Annotated in this window: 16 protein-coding genes and 1 pseudogene; 4 read left to right on the top strand and 13 right to left on the bottom strand. The window is 65.1% G+C overall.

Translation table 11 applies throughout. The annotated features are described in order from the left end of the window. Positions 1–244: 244 nt before the first annotated feature. The gene (locus CV_RS10950; RefSeq protein ID WP_011135777.1) at positions 245–2,299 is read left to right on the top strand and encodes a TonB-dependent receptor; all 2,055 of its coding nucleotides are present in this window, start codon (positions 245–247) and stop codon (positions 2,297–2,299) included. Between the two features lie 217 nt (positions 2,300–2,516). On the opposite strand, the gene CV_RS10945 is transcribed toward CV_RS10950, so the two are convergent. The 8 genes and pseudogenes from CV_RS10945 to CV_RS10905 all read right to left on the bottom strand — a co-directional run. Next, positions 2,517–5,225 (bottom strand): nitrate reductase, encoded by a 2,709-nt coding sequence (locus CV_RS10945; protein ID WP_011135776.1) that lies wholly within the window; start codon positions 5,223–5,225, stop codon positions 2,517–2,519. Positions 5,226–5,241: 16 nt separating this feature from the next. Then, a complete protein-coding gene (locus tag CV_RS24255) occupies positions 5,242–5,367 on the bottom strand; it encodes a hypothetical protein (protein ID WP_256595642.1) in 126 nt (41 codons plus the stop codon). A gap of 27 nt (positions 5,368–5,394) precedes the next feature. Then, on the bottom strand, positions 5,395–6,597 hold the full coding sequence (locus CV_RS10935) for a nitrate/nitrite transporter (protein ID WP_011135775.1): 1,203 nt from the start codon (positions 6,595–6,597) through the stop codon (positions 5,395–5,397). Positions 6,598–6,737: 140 nt separating this feature from the next. Continuing rightward, positions 6,738–7,232 (bottom strand): ABC transporter substrate-binding protein, encoded by a 495-nt coding sequence (locus CV_RS10930; RefSeq protein ID WP_011135774.1) that lies wholly within the window; start codon positions 7,230–7,232, stop codon positions 6,738–6,740. A 9-nt stretch (positions 7,233–7,241) separates the two neighbouring features. Beyond that, positions 7,242–7,832 (bottom strand): ANTAR domain-containing response regulator, encoded by a 591-nt coding sequence (locus CV_RS10925; RefSeq protein WP_011135773.1) that lies wholly within the window; start codon positions 7,830–7,832, stop codon positions 7,242–7,244. 100 nt (positions 7,833–7,932) lie between these two features. Next, a complete protein-coding gene (locus CV_RS10920) occupies positions 7,933–9,087 on the bottom strand; it encodes an alanine/glycine:cation symporter family protein (RefSeq protein ID WP_080508982.1) in 1,155 nt (384 codons plus the stop codon). 2 nt (positions 9,088–9,089) lie between these two features. Next, a protein-coding gene (locus tag CV_RS10915) for an IS3 family transposase (protein WP_115610257.1) occupies positions 9,090–10,210 on the bottom strand; the annotation gives its coding sequence in 2 pieces (ribosomal slippage) (positions 9,090–9,952 and positions 9,952–10,210; 1,122 coding nt in all). A 61-nt stretch (positions 10,211–10,271) separates the two neighbouring features. Then, positions 10,272–10,643, bottom strand: a pseudogene (locus CV_RS10905) (alanine:cation symporter family protein); the annotation flags it as partial. 271 nt (positions 10,644–10,914) lie between these two features. Between CV_RS10905 and CV_RS10900 the strand changes: the two are divergent. Then, positions 10,915–11,244 carry a hypothetical protein gene (locus CV_RS10900; protein WP_043596062.1) on the top strand — a complete coding sequence of 110 codons (330 nt, stop codon included), beginning with the start codon at positions 10,915–10,917 and terminating at the stop codon, positions 11,242–11,244. 92 nt (positions 11,245–11,336) lie between these two features. Further along, a complete protein-coding gene (locus tag CV_RS10895; protein ID WP_115610124.1) occupies positions 11,337–11,606 on the top strand; it encodes a hypothetical protein in 270 nt (89 codons plus the stop codon). On the opposite strand, the gene CV_RS10890 is transcribed toward CV_RS10895, so the two are convergent. Both CV_RS10890 and CV_RS24250 read right to left on the bottom strand, forming a co-directional pair. Then, entirely contained in the window at positions 11,603–12,595 is a 993-nt protein-coding gene (locus CV_RS10890) for a hypothetical protein (protein WP_043596057.1), read from the bottom strand. The genes CV_RS10895 and CV_RS10890 overlap by 4 nt on opposite strands. A gap of 178 nt (positions 12,596–12,773) precedes the next feature. Continuing rightward, positions 12,774–12,905 (bottom strand): hypothetical protein, encoded by a 132-nt coding sequence (locus CV_RS24250; RefSeq protein WP_254894279.1) that lies wholly within the window; start codon positions 12,903–12,905, stop codon positions 12,774–12,776. Positions 12,906–13,103: 198 nt separating this feature from the next. Between CV_RS24250 and CV_RS10880 the strand changes: the two genes are divergently transcribed. Then, positions 13,104–13,610: a GAF domain-containing protein gene (locus tag CV_RS10880; RefSeq protein WP_011135769.1), complete on the top strand. Its 507-nt coding sequence runs from the start codon at positions 13,104–13,106 to the stop codon at positions 13,608–13,610. A gap of 12 nt (positions 13,611–13,622) precedes the next feature. Here CV_RS10880 and CV_RS10875 read toward each other — a convergent pair whose 3' ends face one another. From CV_RS10875 to CV_RS10865, 3 genes are all read right to left on the bottom strand, one after another. Then, complete coding sequence (locus tag CV_RS10875) at positions 13,623–14,804, bottom strand: metallophosphoesterase family protein (RefSeq protein ID WP_115610123.1); 1,182 nt, start codon at positions 14,802–14,804, stop codon at positions 13,623–13,625. A 39-nt stretch (positions 14,805–14,843) separates the two neighbouring features. After that, positions 14,844–16,727, bottom strand: a complete 1,884-nt coding sequence (locus tag CV_RS10870; RefSeq protein WP_011135767.1) for a c-type cytochrome — start codon at positions 16,725–16,727, stop codon at positions 14,844–14,846. Positions 16,728–16,802: 75 nt separating this feature from the next. Then, positions 16,803–20,258 carry an alpha/beta fold hydrolase gene (locus CV_RS10865; protein ID WP_011135766.1) on the bottom strand — a complete coding sequence of 1,152 codons (3,456 nt, stop codon included), beginning with the start codon at positions 20,256–20,258 and terminating at the stop codon, positions 16,803–16,805. Positions 20,259–20,404: the final 146 nt, after the last annotated feature.

Here is a 20,404-nt window from a genome sequence, read left to right as displayed (position 1 = left end):
TCTCCAACGATCCAGGCTGCGGAACCGTCCGGGCCAGGTTTAGGCTCCGCGCTCCGCTTTTTGATTGCATATTGATAATGATAAATATTATCATTCGCATCGATTGATCGCAACGATCACTCGGGTCAGCACAGCCCGACATGTTCAGTACGCCGCATTAGCCAACGATTCCTCGCCAGCCAGACGACGCCGCCGAACTGCTTCCGGTCACTCTGACAACAATCACAATGAGGAATATGAAACGATGAAAAAAATCCCGCACCGCAAACACGATGCCCTGGCTCACGCCACCCTGCTGGCCCTGGCCTGCCTGGGCGGCGTCACGCTGTCCCAGTCCGCGCTGGCCGACCAGCAAGACACCGCTCTGCCCACCGTGACCGTCACCGGCGAGAAGATTAACCGTTCGCTGAAAGACACCACCACCGCAGTTACGGTGCTGCGCGACGCCGACACTGGCGAGATCAAATCGGTCTATGACGCGGCGGCCGCAACGCCCAACGCCTCGCTCAACGGCGCCGGCATCGTCAATATCCGCGGCGTGGAAGGCACCGGTCCCGGCACCGGCTACAACACGCTGGTCTCCGGCTCCCGCCCGCGCGTCAGCACCACGGTGGACGGCATGTCGGAAAGCTGGAACGGCCAGCGCTACGTCGACGCCAGCCCATGGGACGTGGAGCAGATTGAAGTGCTGCGCGGCCCGCAGTCCACCACCCAAGGCCGCAACACCATGGCCGGCGCCATCGTGGTCAACACCAAGGACCCGACCTTCGACTGGGAGGGCGCGCTGCGCGCCGGTTATGAGAACAGGGATGGAAAAGTGACGCTGGCTGGCATGATCTCCGGCCCGATCACCGACGAACTGGCCTTCCGCCTGACCGCGGAAGGTCTGAACGGACACGGTTTCATCGACTACCCGGGCCAAATGCCTTGGGATGGATCTCAGATCAATCACAGCAGCTACCGCGGCAAATTGCTGTGGAAGCCCAGCGCGCTGCCAGGCCTCACCGCCAAGCTGACCGTGTCCCATCGCAAGGACAGAGGCGAGTACCTGAACTATGTCGATGGCAACTACTTCGACTACCAATACCATCGCTTATCCACCCAGGCACGCTATCAGGATTCGTTCAATAACACTGTTAGCACCGATCTGCAATACCAGTTCAACGATGCCTGGACCGCCCACCTGCTGCTAGGTCATTCGGACAACGTCAGCACATTCAAGGATACCGACACTCCTCCCCTGAACATGCGTTTGGACGAGAAAAGCAATACCGTCGAGGCACGGTTGGCCTATGCGCCGCAGAACGGCTGGCTTAGCGGGATGATGGGTGTCTACTACTACGATCGTGACCAAAACCTGCACACTTTCCGGTTCCCCAACCTATTGGCCAAGGATCGTCTCAAGACAGAGGCGCTCTACGGCGAAACCACCTTGGCACTCAGCGACAAATGGAGTTTAAATCTGGGCGGCCGCATCGAACGTGAAATGCAGCGCCGCAACACCGCGTTTAACCCGGACGTCGGGGGGCAAAGCCAGGCGAACTACAATATGGGCGAAACTTTGTTCCTGCCCAAGGCAGGCTTAAGCTATCGCTACAGTCAGGACACCACGCTGGGGCTGACAGCTCGTAAGGGCTACAACGCCGGAGGCTCTGGTCTTGACGACAACTATGTGTACTACACCTACAACAAGGAAGAGGTCACAGCCTATGAACTGAGCAGCCGCTCGACCTTCTTGGACAACCGGGTCAGCCTCAACGCCAATGCCTTCTTCAACCAATACACTGGCTACCAGGCGATGCAGCAGACGAACGGCAGCTCTCGCTTTACCAATATCCCCAAGGGCGAAAGCTACGGTCTAGAGCTGGAGGGTAAGGCCCGGGTGACATCAATGCTGACGATCAGCGCCGGTCTTGGTTTGCTCAACACCAAGGTGACCGCAACCGATGCAGCCCACCCCGGCATTCTAGGCAACCAGTTCAACTATGCGCCGCACACGACCATCAATCTAGGCTTCAAACAGCGCCTGCCGCATAACTTCTATGTTGGCGGCAGCCTGAACCGCGTCGGGTCCTATTATTCGGAAATCACCAACGATCCTAACCTGAAAGCCGGCGACTACACCGTGGTCAACCTGAACACAGGCTACGAGGATGCCCGCTGGGGGGTGCGCGCCTACGTCAACAACCTGACCAACCGCGGTGTGCTGTATTCCCAGATCGCGTCCCGCAGCAACAATCTGGGCGTAGTCGGTGCCCCGCGCACGGTCGGCGTGACGGTGGACTACCGCTTCAACTGATCGGCCTTCCGTCTTTGGCCTGAAACCAGCAAGGCTGCCCTCCGGCAGCCTTGTTTTTATCCTCTCCCGCCTCAAGCGATCGCGGCAGCGCGTAGCGGCGCATCAGTCTCGGGATGGCATCCTGCGGCGTAAACTGGCAACGCCCTCCCGGATCGCCCGGCCCCGCGCCAGCAGGCCCGCCCGGCCCATGTTTCGCGCATTTTCCATTCCCCTCTCCTCAGGCATGCTGCCGGTAGCCGGACGCCATCCGAGCCAGCTCCGGCGCGCAGGTGCCGCAAACCATGCCGCAACCCAGCTCGGCCTGCAATTCCGCCACGCCCCCACCCTGCGCCAGCCTGGCGAGGATGGCGGCCTCGCCCACCTGCTTGCACTGGCACACGATGCGGTCCCGCCTGGCGGCGCCGGCCGCGGCCGGCGAAAACGCGGCGAGCCGCGGCCCCCGCCATGGCTCGCCATCCAGCAGACTTTGCAGCAGCCGCTCGCCGGCGTCGCGGTCATCCTGGGCGCCGCCGGCGAAAACCAGCCACGCCAAACGGTCGCCGTCCCAGGCCACGCGCTTGAGCGCGCCGCGGCCGTCGTCGCGGTACTCCAGCACGTCCGGCCCGGGGAACAACGCCAACGCGTCCAGCACGCGCATCAGCCAATCCAGCCGGGGCGAGGCGCCGGCCGCGCGCAGCAGCAGCGTGTCCCTGCCGGCCAAGGCCATCGCCGCGTAATCCATATCCCCCAGCAGCGGGGCCAGCCTGGCCTGCAAGGCCGGCAAATCCGGATGGCGCAGCGCGGCCAGCGCGCGCCACGGCAGCTCGGCCTTCTCCACCCTCACCGCCGCGTGCTTGAGCTCAGGCTGAAAGGACAAGCCGTCCACCGCCGGGATGGTCGCCTCGTTGCAGCCGCCGCTGCTGAGGAATTGCCGGCTCCAGTGCATGGCGGCGAACACGCAGCCGCGCATCAGGTCGCCATCGGTTTTCAGCGGCAACACCCACTGCCCGCGCTTGCTGGCGACGCGCACCAGGTCGCCATCGCACAGGTTCCGCCGCTCGGCATCCTCCGGGTGCATGCAGAGCTCCGGTTCCGGGCTATGGGAAAACAGGCCGGGCACGCGGCCGGTGCGGCTCATGCCGTGCCACTGGTCGCGCAGGCGGCCGGTGATCAGCCGGAACGGATAATGGGCGGAGATCTTGTCGACCGGCGGCTGGTAGTCGATCGCGTGGAAGCGGGCCTTGCCGTTGTCGGTGGCGAACACGCCGTCCACATAGCGCCGGGCCTGGCCCTCGGCCTGGCCGGCAGGCAACGGCCATTGCTGCGGCCCTTTTTCCTCCAGCAGGCGGTAATCCAGGCCGCCCATGTCCAAGTCGCGGCCCACGGTCAGCGCGCGGTGCTCATCGAACACTTGCCCGGCGTCGGCGTAAGCGAAGTGATCGGCCTCGCCCGGATGCAGCCGCGCCGCCAGCCGCCGGCCGAATTCAGCGGCGATCCAGCCGTCCGGCCTGGCCTCGCCCGGCGGCGGCACGGCCGCCCTCACCCGGCTGACGCGGCGCTCGGAATTGGTGACCGTGCCCTCCTTCTCGCCCCAGCTGGCCGCCGGCAGCAGGATGTCGGCGAAAGCGGTGGTGTCGGTGGCGGCGAAAGCGTCCTGCACCACCACCAGCTCGGCGCGGCTCAGCGCCTGCCGCGCCAGCGCCAAGTCAGGCAGCGAGTGGGCCGGGTTGGTGCAGACTATCCATACCGCCTTGATCTCGCCCCGCGCCAGCGCCTCGAACATCGCCACCGCCGGCAGGCCGGGGCGCGAAGACAGCCGCGCCTCCGGCACGCCCCAATGCGCGGCCACCTCGCGCCGGTGATCGGGATTGGCGATGTCCCGGTGAGCGGCCAGCATGGTGGCCATGCCGCCCACCTCGCGCCCGCCCATCGCGTTGGGCTGGCCGGTCAGCGAGAACGGCCCGGAGCCGGGCCGGCCGATCTGCCCGGTCGCCAGGTGCAGATTGATCAGCGCCAGATTCTTGGCCGTGCCCTGGCTGGACTGGTTCAGGCCCATGCAGTACAGCGACAGGCTGGCCGGACTGCGGCCGAACCACTCCGCCGCGGTGGCGATGTCCTCGGCGCGCACGCCGCAGATCTCCGCCGCCATCTTGGGCGTGTAGTCGCGGACCATGCGCTTGAGCGCGTCGAAGCCCTCGGTATGGGCGGCGATGTAGCCGGCGTCGGTCAGCCCTTCCCAGATCAGGTGGTGCAGCATGCCGTGGAACAGCGCCACGTCGGTGCCGGGCTGGATCTGCAGGTGCAGATCGGCCATCGCCGCGGTGTCGGTGCGGCGCGGGTCGACCACGATCCAGCGCGCGTCGGACCAATCCCGCCTGGCGTCCTCCAGCCGGCGGAACAGCACCGGGTGGGCGTAGGCCATATTGCTGCCGGCGAACAACACGCAGCCGGCGGATTCCAGGTCTTCGTAACAGGCGGGCGGGCCGTCGGCGCCGAAGGCCATCTTGTAGGCGGTGACGGCGCTGGACATGCACAGCCGGGAATTGGTGTCGATATTGTTGGTGCCGGCCACGCCCTTGGCCAGCTTGTTGAACAGGTAGTAGTCCTCGGTCAGCAGTTGGCCCGACGCGTAGAAGGCCACCGCGTCGGGGCCGTGGCGGCGGATGATGTCGGCGAAGCGGTCGGCCGCCGCGTCCAGCGCCTGGTCCCAGCCCACCCGCAGGCGCGGCACGTCCCTGGCCATCCGCATCTCGGGATGCAGTGCGCGGCCGCTGTCGCTGGCGGCGCTGGCCGCCAGGCTCAGGCCCTTGCCGCACAGCCGGCCGTAATTGGCCGGGTGGTCCGGGTCGCCGCGCACGCCGACGATGCGGCCATTCTCGCTCGAGATCAGCACGCCGCAGCCCACGCCGCAATAGCAGCAGGTGGTGCGGGTTTCCGTCTTGTCCATCGATCCACCCTCCCCACTACAGCGCCAGCCACACCGCGCCGCCTTCCAGCCGCGGGGGGAAGCGCCTCGCGCAGCCGCTGTCCGGCGCCTGCGCCTCGCCGCTGGCCAGGTCTATGTTCCAGCCGTGTAGCGGGCAAGCCACCGCGCGGCCATGTCCATGCCTGTCCCCTCACACGCGGGCGGCCGCCACCGCCCAGTTGTCGCGCCAATGCCGCTGCACGCCCGCCAGGCTGAGCCAGGCCAGCAGGCAGAGGCCCGCGAACAGCCACAAGCCCGGCGCGTAATCGCCGCTGGCCTGCTTGACCGCGCCCAGCCCGGCCGCCAGCAGGAAGCCGCCGATGCCGCCGGCCATGCCCACCAGGCCGGTCATCACGCCCAGCTCCCGGCCGAAGCGCTGCGGCACCAGCTGGAACACCGCGCCGTTGCCGGCGCCCAGGCACAGCATGGCCAGCACGAACAGGGCCAGCGCCGCGCCAGCGCCGCCGGCGTTCAGCGCGGCGGCGGCCATCAACAGCGCGCATGCCAGATAGACCGCCAGCAGCGAGCGGGTTCCACCCATGCGGTCGGCCAGCATGCCGCCCAAGGGCCGCATCACCGAGCCGGCGAACACGCAGGCGGCGGTGTAGAGGCCGGCGGCTTTGGCGTCGAAGCCGAACTGGTCATGGAAATAGCCGGGCAAGGCGCCGGCGAAGCCGGCAAAACCGCCGAAGGTCATCGAGTAGAAGAACATGAACCACCAGGCGTCCTTCTCCTTCAGCACGGAGAGGTAGTCGGACAGGCGCTTGGGCCCCGCCGCGGCCGGCGCCTCCCTGGCCCAGACCGCGTAGATCGCCAGCACCAGCAGCAAGGGCAGGCAGGCCAGGCCGAACACATTGCGCCAGCCGAAGGCCGCGGCCAGCGCCGGCGCGAACAGCGCCGCCAGCACGGTGCCGGAATTGCCCGCCCCGGCGATGCCCAGCGCCGTGCCCTGGTGCCGCGGCGGATACCAGCGCGAAGCCAGCGGCAAGGCGGCGGCGAACGAGGCCCCGGCCACGCCCAGCAGCGCGCCCAAGGCCAGCATGCCGCCCAAGCTGGACAGATTAGCGAGCCAGGCGCCGAGCAACGCGGCGATGACGACGATCTGGCCGAGCAGCCCGGCGCGCTTGGCGCCGATGCGGTCCACCAGCATGCCCATCAGCGGGCGCAGCAGCGCGCCGGCCAGGATGGGCGTGGCCACCATCAGGCCGCGCTGCTGGGTGGAAAGCTGCAGCGCGGCGGCGATGGGCACCTGCAGCGGTCCCAGCAGATACCAGGCCATGAAGCTCAGATCGAAGTACAGAAAGGCGGAAACCAGCGTCGGCCGGTGCCCGGCCTGCCAGAAGGTACGGTCCATGATCGCTCCCGGCATGCATATGGTTTGCATGCAGATCGTCAAAACAAAACGGCGCCCCCTCCCGTCATCAAAACAGGAGAGGACGCCGTTGTCCCTAGTGGCAATCACCTACCTTGGCGCTTGCCCGCGTTTTAGAGCGGCTAACAAAATTCCTGATGCGGCGTTGCGCCGACTTGTCGTACTCCAGTACTGGCTGCGTCGGCGCGCCTTGCCATCGCATGGGTGCCGGTGGGAAAGGTGTGCGCCAGCCGCAGCGGCCGGCCCAGGCGGCGGGCGATCTCCGCCAGGCCGGCGCCGTCGCGCCACTGCGCCGCCAATGAGGGGCTCAGGCTGATGCCCTGGCCGTTGCGGTTCAGCGTCATCAGCAGCGCCATGTCGCACTGCGGTCCGCCCAGGCCCAGCTGCACGCCGCAGGCCAGGCCGTACAAGGCGTGGGCGGCATCCAGCTGCCCGGCCAGCAGGCGGTCTCGCAATGCCGTCCAGGACGGCTGCCGCAGCGGCTGCAGCGCCAGGCCGTACATTCGGTCCAGCCCCAGCTTGCAGGCGACGGCAATCGGCGCGCAGTCGGTCAGCGGCAGGAAGCCGACGCGAATCTGCGCCAGGCGGCTGTCTTCAGCATGGATGTCGGTTTTCATCGCGGCCTTTCAATCCAGCAGCTCGCTGGCGTGAATCAGTTGGCGGGACAGCTCGGCGAGGCACAGGCCGGATTTCATCGCCTGGCGGCGCAGCAGCGCGTAGGCCTCCTCTTCGTCCAGCTGGCGCCGCCGCATCAGGATGCCCTTGGCCCGCTCGATCAGCTTGCGATCCGCCAGCCGCTGCTCCATCTCGGCCAGCTTGCGCTTCAGCCTGGCGTCCTCTTCGAACTTGACCCTGGCCATGTCGATGATGGGCGCCAGCCGCTCCGCGGAAACGTGATCGACGATGTAGGCGGTGACCCCGGCGCGCACCGCGGCCTGGATGGCGGGCAATCCGCCGTGCCCGGCGAACATCACCACCGGCCGCGGCGCGGCGCGGTCCATCAGCGCCAATTGCTCCAGCGTGTCGCGCGTCGGCGATTCGGTATCGACGATGATGACGTCCGGCCGCTGCGACTCCGCCAGGCGCAGCAGCTCGGCCGCGCCGTCCGCCTGGGCGATGGCCCGGTAGCCGGCGCTGGCGAAGGCCTCGCGCAGCTGCCGCATCGGGCGGTCGGTGTCGTTGACCAACCACAGCCTCAAGGGGACGGACGGGTCCATGCTCTCATTCGCGGAATGGGTCTGCGGGAAATAAAAGCAAACCCCATGCCCGAATGCCGGGACGACGCAAAAACGCCCGCGTGAGCGGGCGTCGCGTCAATCAACCGGCCTTGGCCGGCTCCGGCTTGCCGCCTGGCGGCGGATCATCCCGCTCGGCGTCCAGATTGCTCTCGGCGCGGCGGCCGGCCCAGTAGGCGGCGTTGACGATGCCCAGCTTCTCCGGATGGAATACCGGATCCAGGCCCTGCGCCTTCTGCGCCTCGTAGTCGCGCAGGCAGGCCAGCGCCGGCTTCTGCATCAGGATGATGGCGACGATGTTCAGCCAGGCCATCAGGCCGACGCCGATATCGCCCAGGCCCCAGGCCAGGTCGGCGGTCTTGACCGTGCCGTAGACGGTGGCCGCCATCAGGCCCACCTTCAGCGCGAACACCAGCCACGGCCGCCGCGCCTTGCGGTTGATGAAGGCGACATTGGTCTCGGCGATGTAGTAGTAGGCGATGATGGTGGTGAAGGCGAAGAAGAACAGCGCCAGCGCGACGAACACCGAGCCGAAGCCAGGCATGATGCTCTCCATCGCGGTCTGCACATAGCCCGGCCCCGCCGCCACGCCGGCGATGCCGGTGTACAGCGCCGCGCCGTCCGGCCCCTGCACGTTGTACTGGCCGGTGATCAGCAGCATGAAGGCGGTGGCGGAGCAGACGAACAGGGTGTCGATGTAGACCGAGAACGCCTGCACCAGGCCCTGCTTGGCCGGATGGCTGACCGCCGCGGCGCTGGACGCGTGCGGGCCGGTGCCCTGGCCGGCCTCGTTGGAATAGATGCCGCGCTTCACGCCCCACTGGATGGCGAAGCCCAGCACCGCGCCCATGCCCGCCTCCAGACCGAAGGCGCTCTTGAAGATCAGCGCCACCACGCCCGGCAGCTGCTCGATATTGAGCGCGATCACCACGCAGGCGACGATGATGTAGCCCAGCGCCATGAAGGGCACCACCGCGCCGGCGAACACCGCGATGCGCTTGACGCCGCCGAAGATGATGAAGCCCAGCATGATGGCCAGCACGGCGGCCGTCACCGTGGGCGCGATGCCGAAGGCCGACTGCATCGAGTTGGCGATGGAGTTGGCCTGGATGCCCGGCAGCAGCACGCCGGTGGCCACCACCGTGGTCAGCGCGAACAGCCAGGCATACCACTTCATGCCCAGCCCCTTCTCGATGTAGAAGGCCGGCCCGCCGCGGTACTGGCGACGTCCCCCCACTTTCAGTAGCAGAGAGCTTTAGAGTCCGGGCTTAATTGACCTGATTTCTCTGCAAGTGATTCGGCATAGGCAGCTGGCGTCAAACCACCCAGTGCTTTCTTGGGCCTTTCGTTGTTGTATTCCCTACGCCAGGCTTCGATGACGACCTGGGCATGGCGCAGGCTGGTGAACCAGTGTTCGTTCAGGCACTCATCCCGGAAGCGCCCGTTAAATGATTCGATGTAAGCGTTCTGATTCGGCTTGCCTGGCTCGATCAGAAAGAGCTGCACCCCACGAGCGTGTGCCCAGGTCAACATCGCTCGGCTGCAGAATTCCTTGCCGTTATCGGTCCGGATGGCTTTGGGCAAGCCACGTGTCTGCGCCAGCTGGTCGAGGACGCGGGTCAGATGCAGACCTCCCATCGCACGTTCCGGAACAATGGCGACTGCCTCATGCGTGGCATCATCGACTACCGTCAGATTTTTGATGACCCGCCCCTCTGCCGTTCGGTCGAACACAAAGTCCATCGACCAGACCTGATTGGCGGCCAAAGGACGGGCCAGTGGGTGACGGTCGGCCACAGGGATTTTCTTGCGCTTGCGCCGGCGAATTTGCAGACCGGCCTCAGCATAGAGCCGATCCACCCGCTTGTGATTGACCACCATGCCGCTCTGCCGCAGTTTCAAATAGATCATGCCGGCGCCGTAGCGTCGGTGCCGTTGCGCAAGCGCGATGATCTTCGCTTTCAAGACGGCATTGCGATCGGTGGCGGGCTGATAGCGGAATGAACTGGGACTCATGCCGGCCAGGCGCAGCGATTTGCGCTCGCTGAGCCCTTTGCCCACCAGATGGCGCACCAGCTCCCGCCGTGACGGTGCGCTCACCACTTTTTTCTCAGGGCTTCTTTGGCAATCTCGTTCTCGAGCATGGTCTCGGCCAAGAGTTTTTTCAGGCGCGCATTCTCTGTCTCCAGCTCCTTGAGACGCTTGGCCTCCGAGACATTCATTCCGCCGAATTTGTTGCGCCAGAGGTAATAGCTGGCTTCCGAGAAGGCGTGCTTGCGGCACAGTTCGGCAATGGGCATTCCCGCGTCGGCTTCGCGCAGGAAGCCGATGATCTGTTCTTCGGTGAATCGTTTCTTCATATCCAATCTCCGTGTGTGGTTGATTGGACTCTAAAGTCACGTGCTACTCAATACCGGGGGGACGTCGCTGGCCGTCTATCTTCTCCTTGTACACCTGGCCCAGCGTCGATTCGACAAAAGCGGAGCTGGCGCCGAGAAAGGCCACCAGCCACATCCAGAACATCGCGCCCGGCCCGCCGAAGGTGATGGCGGTGGCCACGCCGGCGATATTGCCGGTGCCCACCCTCCCCGCCAGCGTCATCGCCAGCGCCTGGAACGACGACACGCCGGCACTGCTGCTCTGGCGGTTGAACATCAGGCGCAGCATTTCCTGGAAATGCCTCAGTTGCAGAAAACGGGTGCGCAGCGAAAAATACAGGCCCACGCCCAGGCACAGGTAAATCAGCGCCGGACTCCAGACCACGCCGTTGATGGCGTTGACCAACTCCTCCATGGGTTCTCCTTTGTAAGCGAAGGTATGCAATCGGCGTGTTTTTATATTCCTGCTGCCGATTGTCCGACTGGAACCCGCAAGATAATGGTCAAAGCCTCGATGTTTCCAGATGGTTTACTGTAAAAATAAAGTAAATACCCTAAATCAATATCGTCGTTTCGACAGGGAAAATTCGACGGCGCAAACGATAACGCCGCGGCACCTGGGCCGGGCGGCTGGCCCGCGCGTGGTATAGTGTGCCCCCGGTTCCACCAGCAGAAAGCTTCAAGCCATGTCCACCCCCTTCCGCCTGTCCGCGGCCTGCCTGCTGCTGGCCGCGCTCGGCGGCTGCCAGCCGCCGCAACGCATCCAGGCCAGCTACCACTGCGAAGACCAGATTCGGTTCAGCTTCGACCGCCGCACCCAGACGGTGGAAGTATTCCGCGGCGGTGAGCGCTTCAAGGGATATATGGACGAGAAAGGCCTGCTGACCTGGCCCAAGCCGCTGGCGGGAAAATCGCTGCCGGACAGTTTTTACATTTCCCGCAAAACGCCGGACCAGATGAAGCTGTACGGCGGCTTCGCCGGCACCGGCAAGGCGTGCCGGCTGGACCCGGGCTGAGCAAGCGCCGCGCGAGGCTTCGCATCCGGCCTCAGCCAGCGTCCATGGAGCGAGCCGGCGCATTCCGCGACGGCCCCGCTCTGGAGACCGCCATGTCGCTCGCGCTGAACAACTGCCCTCTTACCAACAACACCGCCGTCACCATCCGCGTCGTGCCCGACGCGCCCGGAAACGCCTTCGATGTGCCGGCGGGCCAGACCGTCAATTCCGGCGTGATCGTCTTCGACACCATACAAGTCCCCGGCGACGTGCTGGACACCGACGCCAACCAGGCCGCGAACCAGCTGAACTGCTATTTCGTCCTGGTGGATGGGGAATACCGGCTGAACATCCCCGACGACTTCACCGCGGTATTCAGCTAAATCGAAAAGCCGCCGTCGAAGAAGACCTTGTCGCCGAAGCGCAGCCGGCCGCCGGAAAAGATCAGGTCCAAGTGATGGCTGCCCAGCTCGCCGCCGCCCAGGCCCAGATGCAGTCCTGGGTGGCGCTCCTCGAAGCCGGCGTTGAGTCCGTACAGTCCCTTCACCCCGCAGTTGGTGCCGATGCCGAACTCCGCCACAGCGGCGTTGCCGGGGTTGGCGCTCAGATACTTGTCGAAATCCGCCGAGAAGCGCGCGTCGCCGCAACTGAAGTCCGCCACCCGGCCATCGCGGATGCGCAGCGTCGCGAAATCGCGGACCACGCCGTACTTGGCGGCGAACGGTATCGTGCTGAGAAAGGCGCCGCTGAAACGCACCTCGCCCTTCAGATCGGGAAGGGAGGTGGCGATCTCTCCAGGAACGAGGTCGACATTGCCGTCGCCGTCTATCGAGGTCCAGGATTGATCGGGCCGGATCGAGCCGCGGAGCCATCCGCCGCCCTCCTGCTCGAACGCCACGTATCCGGCTTGCTCCGCCAGCGCGATCAGGCGGCGATTGCGCTCCGCCATCCGCGCCCGCGGCTCGGAGAACGCCTCGTAGAAATAGGCCCCGTAGTCCTTGAACAAGATGGATTTCTTCCAATGGGACTGCATCGCGTGCTTGATCGGCAGCAGGAAGGCCGGGCCGCGCGGATCGACAGACGGCAACGTGGACGAGCGGTACAGGAAAATGAAGACATCGCATTGTTCGATGGCGGCGGTCAGCGCGTCCGCGCTCTCGCACTCCAACTCTGCCAGGCGGATGTCCGCGGCCATGCTCTCCCCGGCACCCTCGGCGATGTCCGCGGCGACCTCGCCGTGAAACGCGTCGAATCCCAGCAACAGGCGGATGGGCTCTCCCGAGGCCGCCTTGTCCCTGGCCGCCGGATGCAGCGCCAGGCAGGCGTACATATTGCGGACGCTTCGCGCCCGCTCTTCGGTGGTGATGCGCATTCAGCTTTCTCCCAAGGTCCGCTGACAAAAACTCGCGGAGCCTCTGGTCCAAAGCGCCGCGGGCCGTGCCAATCGTTCGACGCAGGGAGGCGCAGTCCAGGATCCGTTTTTTGTCGGCGGCTCTAAAAAACGGGGCCGCCAGGGCCCCGTCGTCAGACACGGATTCGGCTGATGCCTATCAGACCGGCCACAATGCGGTGCCGAACGGCACGACGGCCTTGTCCTGCATCATTTCCACCGCTTCGGCGAAGGTTTCTTCCTGGAACCAGGCATCCAGCTCGATATCCGCGCTTTGGATTGGATCGTTCATCTGCATCTCCTTTGTCGTTGGAAAAATCGCAATGCTAGAGCAAATGCCCTAACAAAATCACAGACGCATGAAATGCCGGCAAGTTCTAATCTCGCTTAGTATTATTTATGCTATTAACATTGCAATGGCATCGCGCAATGGCATTACTGCCCGCATCGCCGCCTATACTCACATCACCCCCCACACCGCGAGGTCATCATGCAATCCCCCGGCATTCCCACCAACGAGGCAGAACGCGTCCGGGTGCTGCAAGAGTTGCTGATCCTGGATACCGATCCGGAAGAACGCTACGACGCGATCACCGCCTACTGCCGCTCCCGCTTCGCAGTCAAGATCGCGCTGATCAGCCTGGTGGACAGCGACCGCCTGTGGTTCAAATCCCGCTGCGGGCTGGACGCGAGCGAAACGCCGCGCGACATCAGCTTCTGCGCACATGCCATTCTCGGCGACGACATCTTGGAAATACCGGACGCCAGCAACGACAACCGCTTCAGTGACAATCCGATGGTGCTTGGCGATCCCAATATCCGTTTCTACGCCGGCGCGCCGTTGAAGCTGTCGTCCGGCCACACCATCGGCACGCTGTGCCTGATCGACCCCAAGCCCAAGCGCCTGGCCGGAGAGGAGAAAAGGCATCTGAAAACGCTGGCGCATACCGTGGTGCTGGAGATAGAGGGCAGCCGCGCCGTCAGCGAGCCCGGCTGACCCGCTCGCCGGCTAAGGCTCGGGCCACCTCTGGTAGCCATTCTCGTCGTAGAAAATCTCCGTCAACGCCTCGCCGTTCAGCTCCAGCCTGACAAAGCCGTTCAATACCCGCTCCGGGTACTGGCTGTCGTCTGCGGACCGCGTTTCCGCCCATGCCACCTGCGGCTTGCCGTCCAACACTTTGGCGGGTCCGTACGGAATCGCGCCATGGCCGACGCAGCGGGCCAGCAGCTTGCCCTGCTGCCGGTAGCAGATGACGTTGTGCAAATGCCCCCAATACCAGTAGTCCGGTTCCCGCCCCAGCGCGGCCACCACCTCCTGGTACAACGGCGTCGTGGCCGAGCCGTCCATGGCGTAGCCCTGGTGGTGGGACAGCAGCATAATCTTGCCCTGCCAGCCGGCTGTCACCGTTTTCAGCCACGCGGTCTGCGCGTCGCCCAGCGCGCCGTCCATGTAGAGATTGAACTTCTCCGACCAGTAAGCGGTATCCAACCCCAGAATCAGCCAATTGTGGTTGTACAGGCTGAAGTAGCTGGTGCCCTGCTGCAGGGGAAAGCGCAAACCCAGCTCCTTGAAATAGCCGAAGGCGCCGTTGTACATCTCGTGATTGGAGTTCAACGTGAACTGGCCGTGCGCTCCAGCCGGCCAGGCGGCGAAGTCGCGCAGCTCGTCCGGGGCGGAGCCCGCATAGTAAACATCGCCCAGATGCACCGTATAGTCGGCGGGCTTCGCTTCCATCGCCTTCGCCACCTTGGCGGCGATGTAGTCGCCGCTTCCCCAGTCGCCGGCGATATTGAGGCTGACTTTGTCGGGCATGGCCACATGGTTGGGGCTGGCCGCCCAGGGCGCCCGATTCAGCAGATGCTCGAACCACTCCACCAGCGCCTCGCCCCACTGCGGGTCCAGCAGTTCCCATTTTCGACAGCCCAGCAAGGTGCCGTCATCCATCACCCGCGTGGGCAGCTCCGCCTCGGTGGACGGCAGATGCCTGCCATCCACCACGCCTTCCAGGATGGACAAGCCATGGGCGAACTCCCAGGGAATGTCTATCGGCACGGTGGAGCCGCTGTCTATCAGGTCCAGCGCCTGCTGGTGCACCTGCTTCAGCCGCTCCAACAACTGCTGCTTCTGCTCCAGCGCTTGCTGCGCGCCGACGAGATCATCCTCTACCCGCTTGCGCCAATCGTCGAACATGCCCATTTCCGCCTCCGCTCGCTATCCGGTGCTTACCGCTCACAAGGTTTTCATGTACTCGATCAGATCCCACTTCTCGCTGTCGGACAGATCGGTTCCGTACTCGTGGCCGGTGTTGTGGTTGCCCGGCAGACGGGTGTCGAACTTGAAATAACCGCCGCCCTTGACCTCCGGTCCGGCTGTAATGAAGCCGACGTTGCGGGTGTCGAATACGCTGGAGCCGCGATAGAACGCCTTGGGCCGCTTGTCCGGCTTCTGCAGCAGGTCCCACAGCGTCGGCACCGAGCCGTTGTGCAGGTAAGGCGCGCGCAGCCAGATGCCGTCGGTCGGCGTATTGCTGTAGCTTTGCGTCTTGCGGTACGCGCCGAAGTCGAACGGCGGCTTCTTGAACTCGTGGAACTTGTCCACCAGGCCGACGGTGAAGGAGTTGACGCGGTAGGGGTCGGTGCCCAGCTCGTCCAGCCCCACCGTCACCTGCCCGGTATCGGCCTTGCCGAAGTCATGGCAGCCGGCGCAATTCTTCTCCCACAGCGCCTGGCCGCGGTGCGCGCGCACCTGATCCAGGCCGCCGAACGGCCACTTGGGCGAAGGATGCGCGAGCAGCCAGTCGGTCACGCGCTTGAATTCGGCCGGCAGCACCGACTGCGGCGTCGCGCCCACTGCCATCGCCGCCGCGTAATTGCGCTCCTTGATGTCGTTGTTGTTGCCGTCCCAGTGCAGGTACAGCGACTCGCGCGGCTTCTGGTTCCAGATCTGCGGCAGGTCGACGGTGCCGATGGTGGAGTCGTCGGGGAAGCCGAACACCGCCATCTTGGTGGGGTTGAAGGTATCGGTGCGGCCCGGTCCCTGAACCGGCCGCAGCTTCTGCCACGCATACTGTTGCTTCTGCTTCAGGAAGGCCTGGCGCGTGGCCGGCACGATCAGGAAGCGGTAGAACAGCTTTTCTATCGGACCCAGGTCGTAATGCTGCTCGATGGCGTTCATCACCTTGGCGTTGAAGTCCGGATCGCCGGCGCAGTCGTACAGGAACCACTGGAACGACTCCAGGTTGAGCAGCGCCGCCGGCGCGGTGGGCACCGGCACCGGCACGTCGTCGGCGCTCTTGCGGTACATGCCGGTATGGCACAGCGCGCAATTGGGCTCCACCGACGGGTAGCCTATCTGCCGCTTGGCCAGGCCTATGGGCAGATCATGCCCGCCTTCGTAAATGAAACCGAACGCCTGCCAGCCGGTGCCGAGCCTGGGCATGCGGGCAGCGCACACCTGCGGCAGCACCGAGAACACATACAAGGGAATGCGCGCGTCCGGCCCCAGGCCTATCGCCGCGTACTTGAAGTGGTCGACATCGGACTGGATGGGCGGCTGCGGCACCTCGCGCAGCAGATTGGCCCAAGCCTCGTAGCCGACGAAGGCCAACACCAGCACCACGGCGATGGCGATCTTGCGGCGGGCGCCGGAAAAACACTTGGCCACGCAGCGCCACAAGCCGCACAGGCCGGCGCGGATCAGCGGCCATGGGCGCTGGTCCGGCAGGCCGATGTACAACAAGGCGCCCAGGATGACGAACATCGCGGCGTCGGAATACAGCAGCGGCTTGAAGGCGTCCGGATAGCCCGAGGTCTGGATCAGGTAGATCCAGAACACCACCGCGATCAGCCGGGACAGCACGCACAGCCAGGAATACACCGGGTAGCGGACGGCGCTGACGCCGGCCGGCGCGTAAAACAGGCTGACGCCGACCAGCAGCATGCCGGCGTTCTGCAGCCACGGATACACCGCCTGGCTTGGCAGGCCGAAGCTGCTGTTCAGGAAGTCCGGCCAGAACAGCGCCGGTATCGCGAATACCATGTTCATGGCGATGCCGATCCAGATGAAACGCTGGAACCAGCGCACGCCACACTCCGCGCAACGAGTCTTGTCCATGAAGATGTCCTTGTGAAGACGGCGTCGAATGGCCAGGCGCGGCCGGGACCGGACAGCGGCCCCGGCGCTTCCGCCTCAGCCGCCTGCGGTCTTGTCCAGATGCGCGACGATGGCCGGATAGACATCGGCCGCCGCGTTCTTGCCGAACATGCAGTCGATGTGGCCGTAGCCCGGCACCACCAGCCGGCTGTAACGCTCAGGACCGAAGCGCTGCGCCAGCTTGTCGAACGTGCGCTCCGTGCTCTCCGGCAGGTAGCACTCGTTCTGTTCGCCGCTGATGAACAGAATGGGCATTTGCAACCGGTCGAAGTGCGGCATGTAGATGTCGTCGCCGTCGAAGGACACCAGCCGCCCCTCGCGGCACATCCGCGCCAGATGCTCCATGGTGCGCATGTTCGCCACGCCGAACAGTTCGTGCAGATTGTCGTGCAGCGTCTCGTTCAGGGTTTCATGGCGGTACAGCGATGCGTACATGAAGGTGATGCGGTGGCAGACCGGGTTGTTGCAATAGCCCTGCGCCTCCGCCAGCGCGTAACCCTTCAACGCGGTGTCGTACAATTTCTCGAACCAGTTGGAGTCCGACGCGGTGTAGGCGGTCAACGACGACACGCCCAGCTTGTCCAGCACCGTCGGCAGGTGCAGGCCGGTCTTCACCTGGGTGGCGGTCGGCACCACGATGTCGGCGGCGATCTGCGAGCACACCACCGATCTCACGCCCTCCAGGCCGGCCAGCATGGACATGAAGAAGGTGGTGGCGCCGTAGCAGTGCACCACGCACTGCACGTCGGCCGCGCCGGTGGCCTCGCGTATCCTACGGATCGCCGCCGGATAGTCGTAGCGCGCCACCTGGTCGCCGTCCCACTGCTGCTGGCTCGCCGGCAGCAGGATGCTGACGCGGAAGTCCAGCAGCCATACGTCGTAGCCGTGCTGGTACAGGTACTCCAGCAGATTGGTGGAGATGGTGTCGGTGGAGAAGATGTTCGATCCCACGCCCAGGCCGTGCACCAGCATCACCGGGCCCTTGCCGCCGCCGTTGTAGCGGGTGAGCCGCAGGTTGACGCCGTCCTCGGTCGGAAAGAACACCACCTCGGGCGCGCAGACGTTGAGCGGGCGCTTCTTGCGCGGCGGCGCGTCCGGATTGAAGTAGACATTGGGCGCCAGCACCCCGCCGTAGCTCTCCCACAGCACGCCGGCGAAATACTCGCCGAAGCGGGCAAGCTGCTTCAGCCGCTCCGCCTCGCTGGAGACGTTGAGCACCTTCATCGTGGTCATCTGCCGCGCGAAGTCGGCCGGCTCGATGTGCAGCACGCCGCTGCCGACCACCTCGCCTCCATCGTCCACGCCCCGGTACACCGTCACGTACAGCGTGCTGGTATCGGCCCAGGCCTGGAGCGGACCGTGGTCGCTGGGCACCGACTTGAACGCGCTGAAGAAATACTCGACGCCATCCTCCGCCGTCAGCCGCATCTTGTAGTTCATGTGGCGCTCGCCCACCTGTTGCGGATACGCCTCGAACAGATTGAACACGCCGTGGGTCACCGTCAGCGGCAACGGCGACAGCGCCGGCGCATTCAGCGTGCCGACAATGGTGGCTGGATGGCTGGGATCGGCGATCAGCCTGTCCAGATCGTCCGAGGCCACGGTGACGGTGAAGCCCATCGCCGAGCCGGCGTCCTTGCCGGCCTGATACGCCGCCTCGTACGCGGCCAGGTCCGTGCTCGCCGGTTGGCGGTGAGCGGTGGAAAAGAAGCCTTTCATCGTCTCGGTGAATTCGATGCCCGGCTTGTTCGACTGCGGCTGCCCGCGGCGAGGCGCGGACGGAAGCGAGTAGTCTATCGTCCAGCCGCGGTCGGCGGCCAGCAGCGCCATCGCCCTTTCGCTGACCGCGGAGATGGTGAACAGCGGGTTCACCGCCAGCGAGGTGGGAATCACCGAGCCGTCGGTCACGTACAGCCCGGGATAGACGGCGCTGCCGCTCGCCCCGCTGAATGCCTGGCCCTTGTGGTTGACCACGCCCTGCTCCGCGTCTTCTCCCATCACGCAGCCGCCCAGCGGGTGGACGGTGATCAGGCTGTGCTTGAACAGGTCGGTCCAGATCGGATTGCGCACGTAGATGCCGCCCAGCGCGTGGGTGGCCTCCTGCAGCCTGTCGTTGCCGATCTTGAAGTTGGGCTGCTCGCCCACATCGGGCCAGTCCACCCGCAGCTGGTCGTGATCGTCCAGCGCCATCCGTCCGGCGCCGTCGTCGTGGCTCATGATCAGATAAGTCTGCAAGCGGTTCATCGCGCCGTGATATGGGCCGCGCAGCGCGCTCTCCACCTCGCGCGCCGCATACTTGATCTTGGCCAGCGCGCCGGTTTCCGACGGCTGGCCCAGCTCGGCCGAGGCCGCGGCCATCGCCGGCACCATCACGCCGCCGATGGCGCCGGGGATGGAGCCCTCCTCTATCACCATGCGCCGCCGCCAGCCGCTCTCGTCGCGCATGTCGATGATGGAGGTGATACAGGGACCGACCGGGCCGATCTCCTTGGCCGAGTGCGTGCCGAAACCGATGCCGTTGATCTTGTCGCCGTTGTTGTAGCCGAAACCCAGGATGTCGCCGTTGCCGCTCATGTGCATGCCCAGCTGGTCGGACAGGGCCAGGCCTTCGGCGCGGGAGCGCAGCAGGATCTCGGTGGAGCCGAGCGTGCCCGCGGACAGGATGACGATGTCCGCCTTGACGAACAGCGTAGGCGCGTCGAACTTCTCGCGCCCGGTGCCCACGTACTGGTAATGGACGATCCAGCCGTCGCCGTCCCGCTCCAGATAGCGCACCGACGCCTGGCAGAAAATCTCCGCGCCGTGGTTGCAGGCATCCGGCAGATAGTTCATCAGCGTGGTGTTCTTGGCGCGGTTGTTGCAGCCGGACACGCAGTCGCCGCAGTAATTGCACGGTTTCTGCTCGACGCCGACGTGGTTGAGATCGTTAGGCAGTTTCTCGAAGGTGACGTTGATAGGCGGGCGGTAGAAGGTATGCTTGGCCTTGATGCGCTCGCCCGACTTTTGGTTGGCCTGCAGCTTGGGCAGCGTCGGCGCGGCTTCCGGATAAGGCGTGGGCTTCAGCATTTGCTGCGCCCGCGCGTACCCCTCCTTCAGCAACGTGTCCACATGATCGCGCACGCCCTGCGGCCAGCGCGGATCCTCGAATACCTGCGGTTCCGGCTGCAGCGAGACGTTGGCGTTGATCAGCGAGGTGCCGCCCAGGCCGCAGCCGACGATGACGTTCTGCTGCGCGTTGACATGCAAATCGTAAAGGCCGGTGCGCGAGCCGAGGTGTCCGTCCGGATGATGGACCTGGAATTCCTCGGTCGCCTCCGCCAGCGTGTCGGGATACTCGCCGGGGATGATCTCCCGACCCCGCTCCAGCAGGCAGACCGAGCGTCCGGCTCTGGCCATCCGCGACGCGGCGATGCCGCCGCCGTAGCCGGAGCCGATCACCACGACTTCGTAATGTTCCTTGATTTCACTGATGGGAGTAGCGATTCGCACCATTGACTTGCTCCTGGGAAGGATCAATCAGTCAGGCCACGAATACCATTGCAGAAGGCGCGAAGCAGGCGGGCTGCGGGCGCGGTTGCCGGCCATCCGCAGGATGGCGGGACCGGCGATATTGTCATTGTGACGGCATGATTTGATCT

It is taken from the genome of Chromobacterium violaceum ATCC 12472 (assembly GCF_000007705.1).
Classification (GTDB): Bacteria; Pseudomonadota; Gammaproteobacteria; order Burkholderiales; family Chromobacteriaceae; genus Chromobacterium; species Chromobacterium violaceum.
This window is presented reverse-complemented; position numbering and strand designations above follow the sequence as displayed.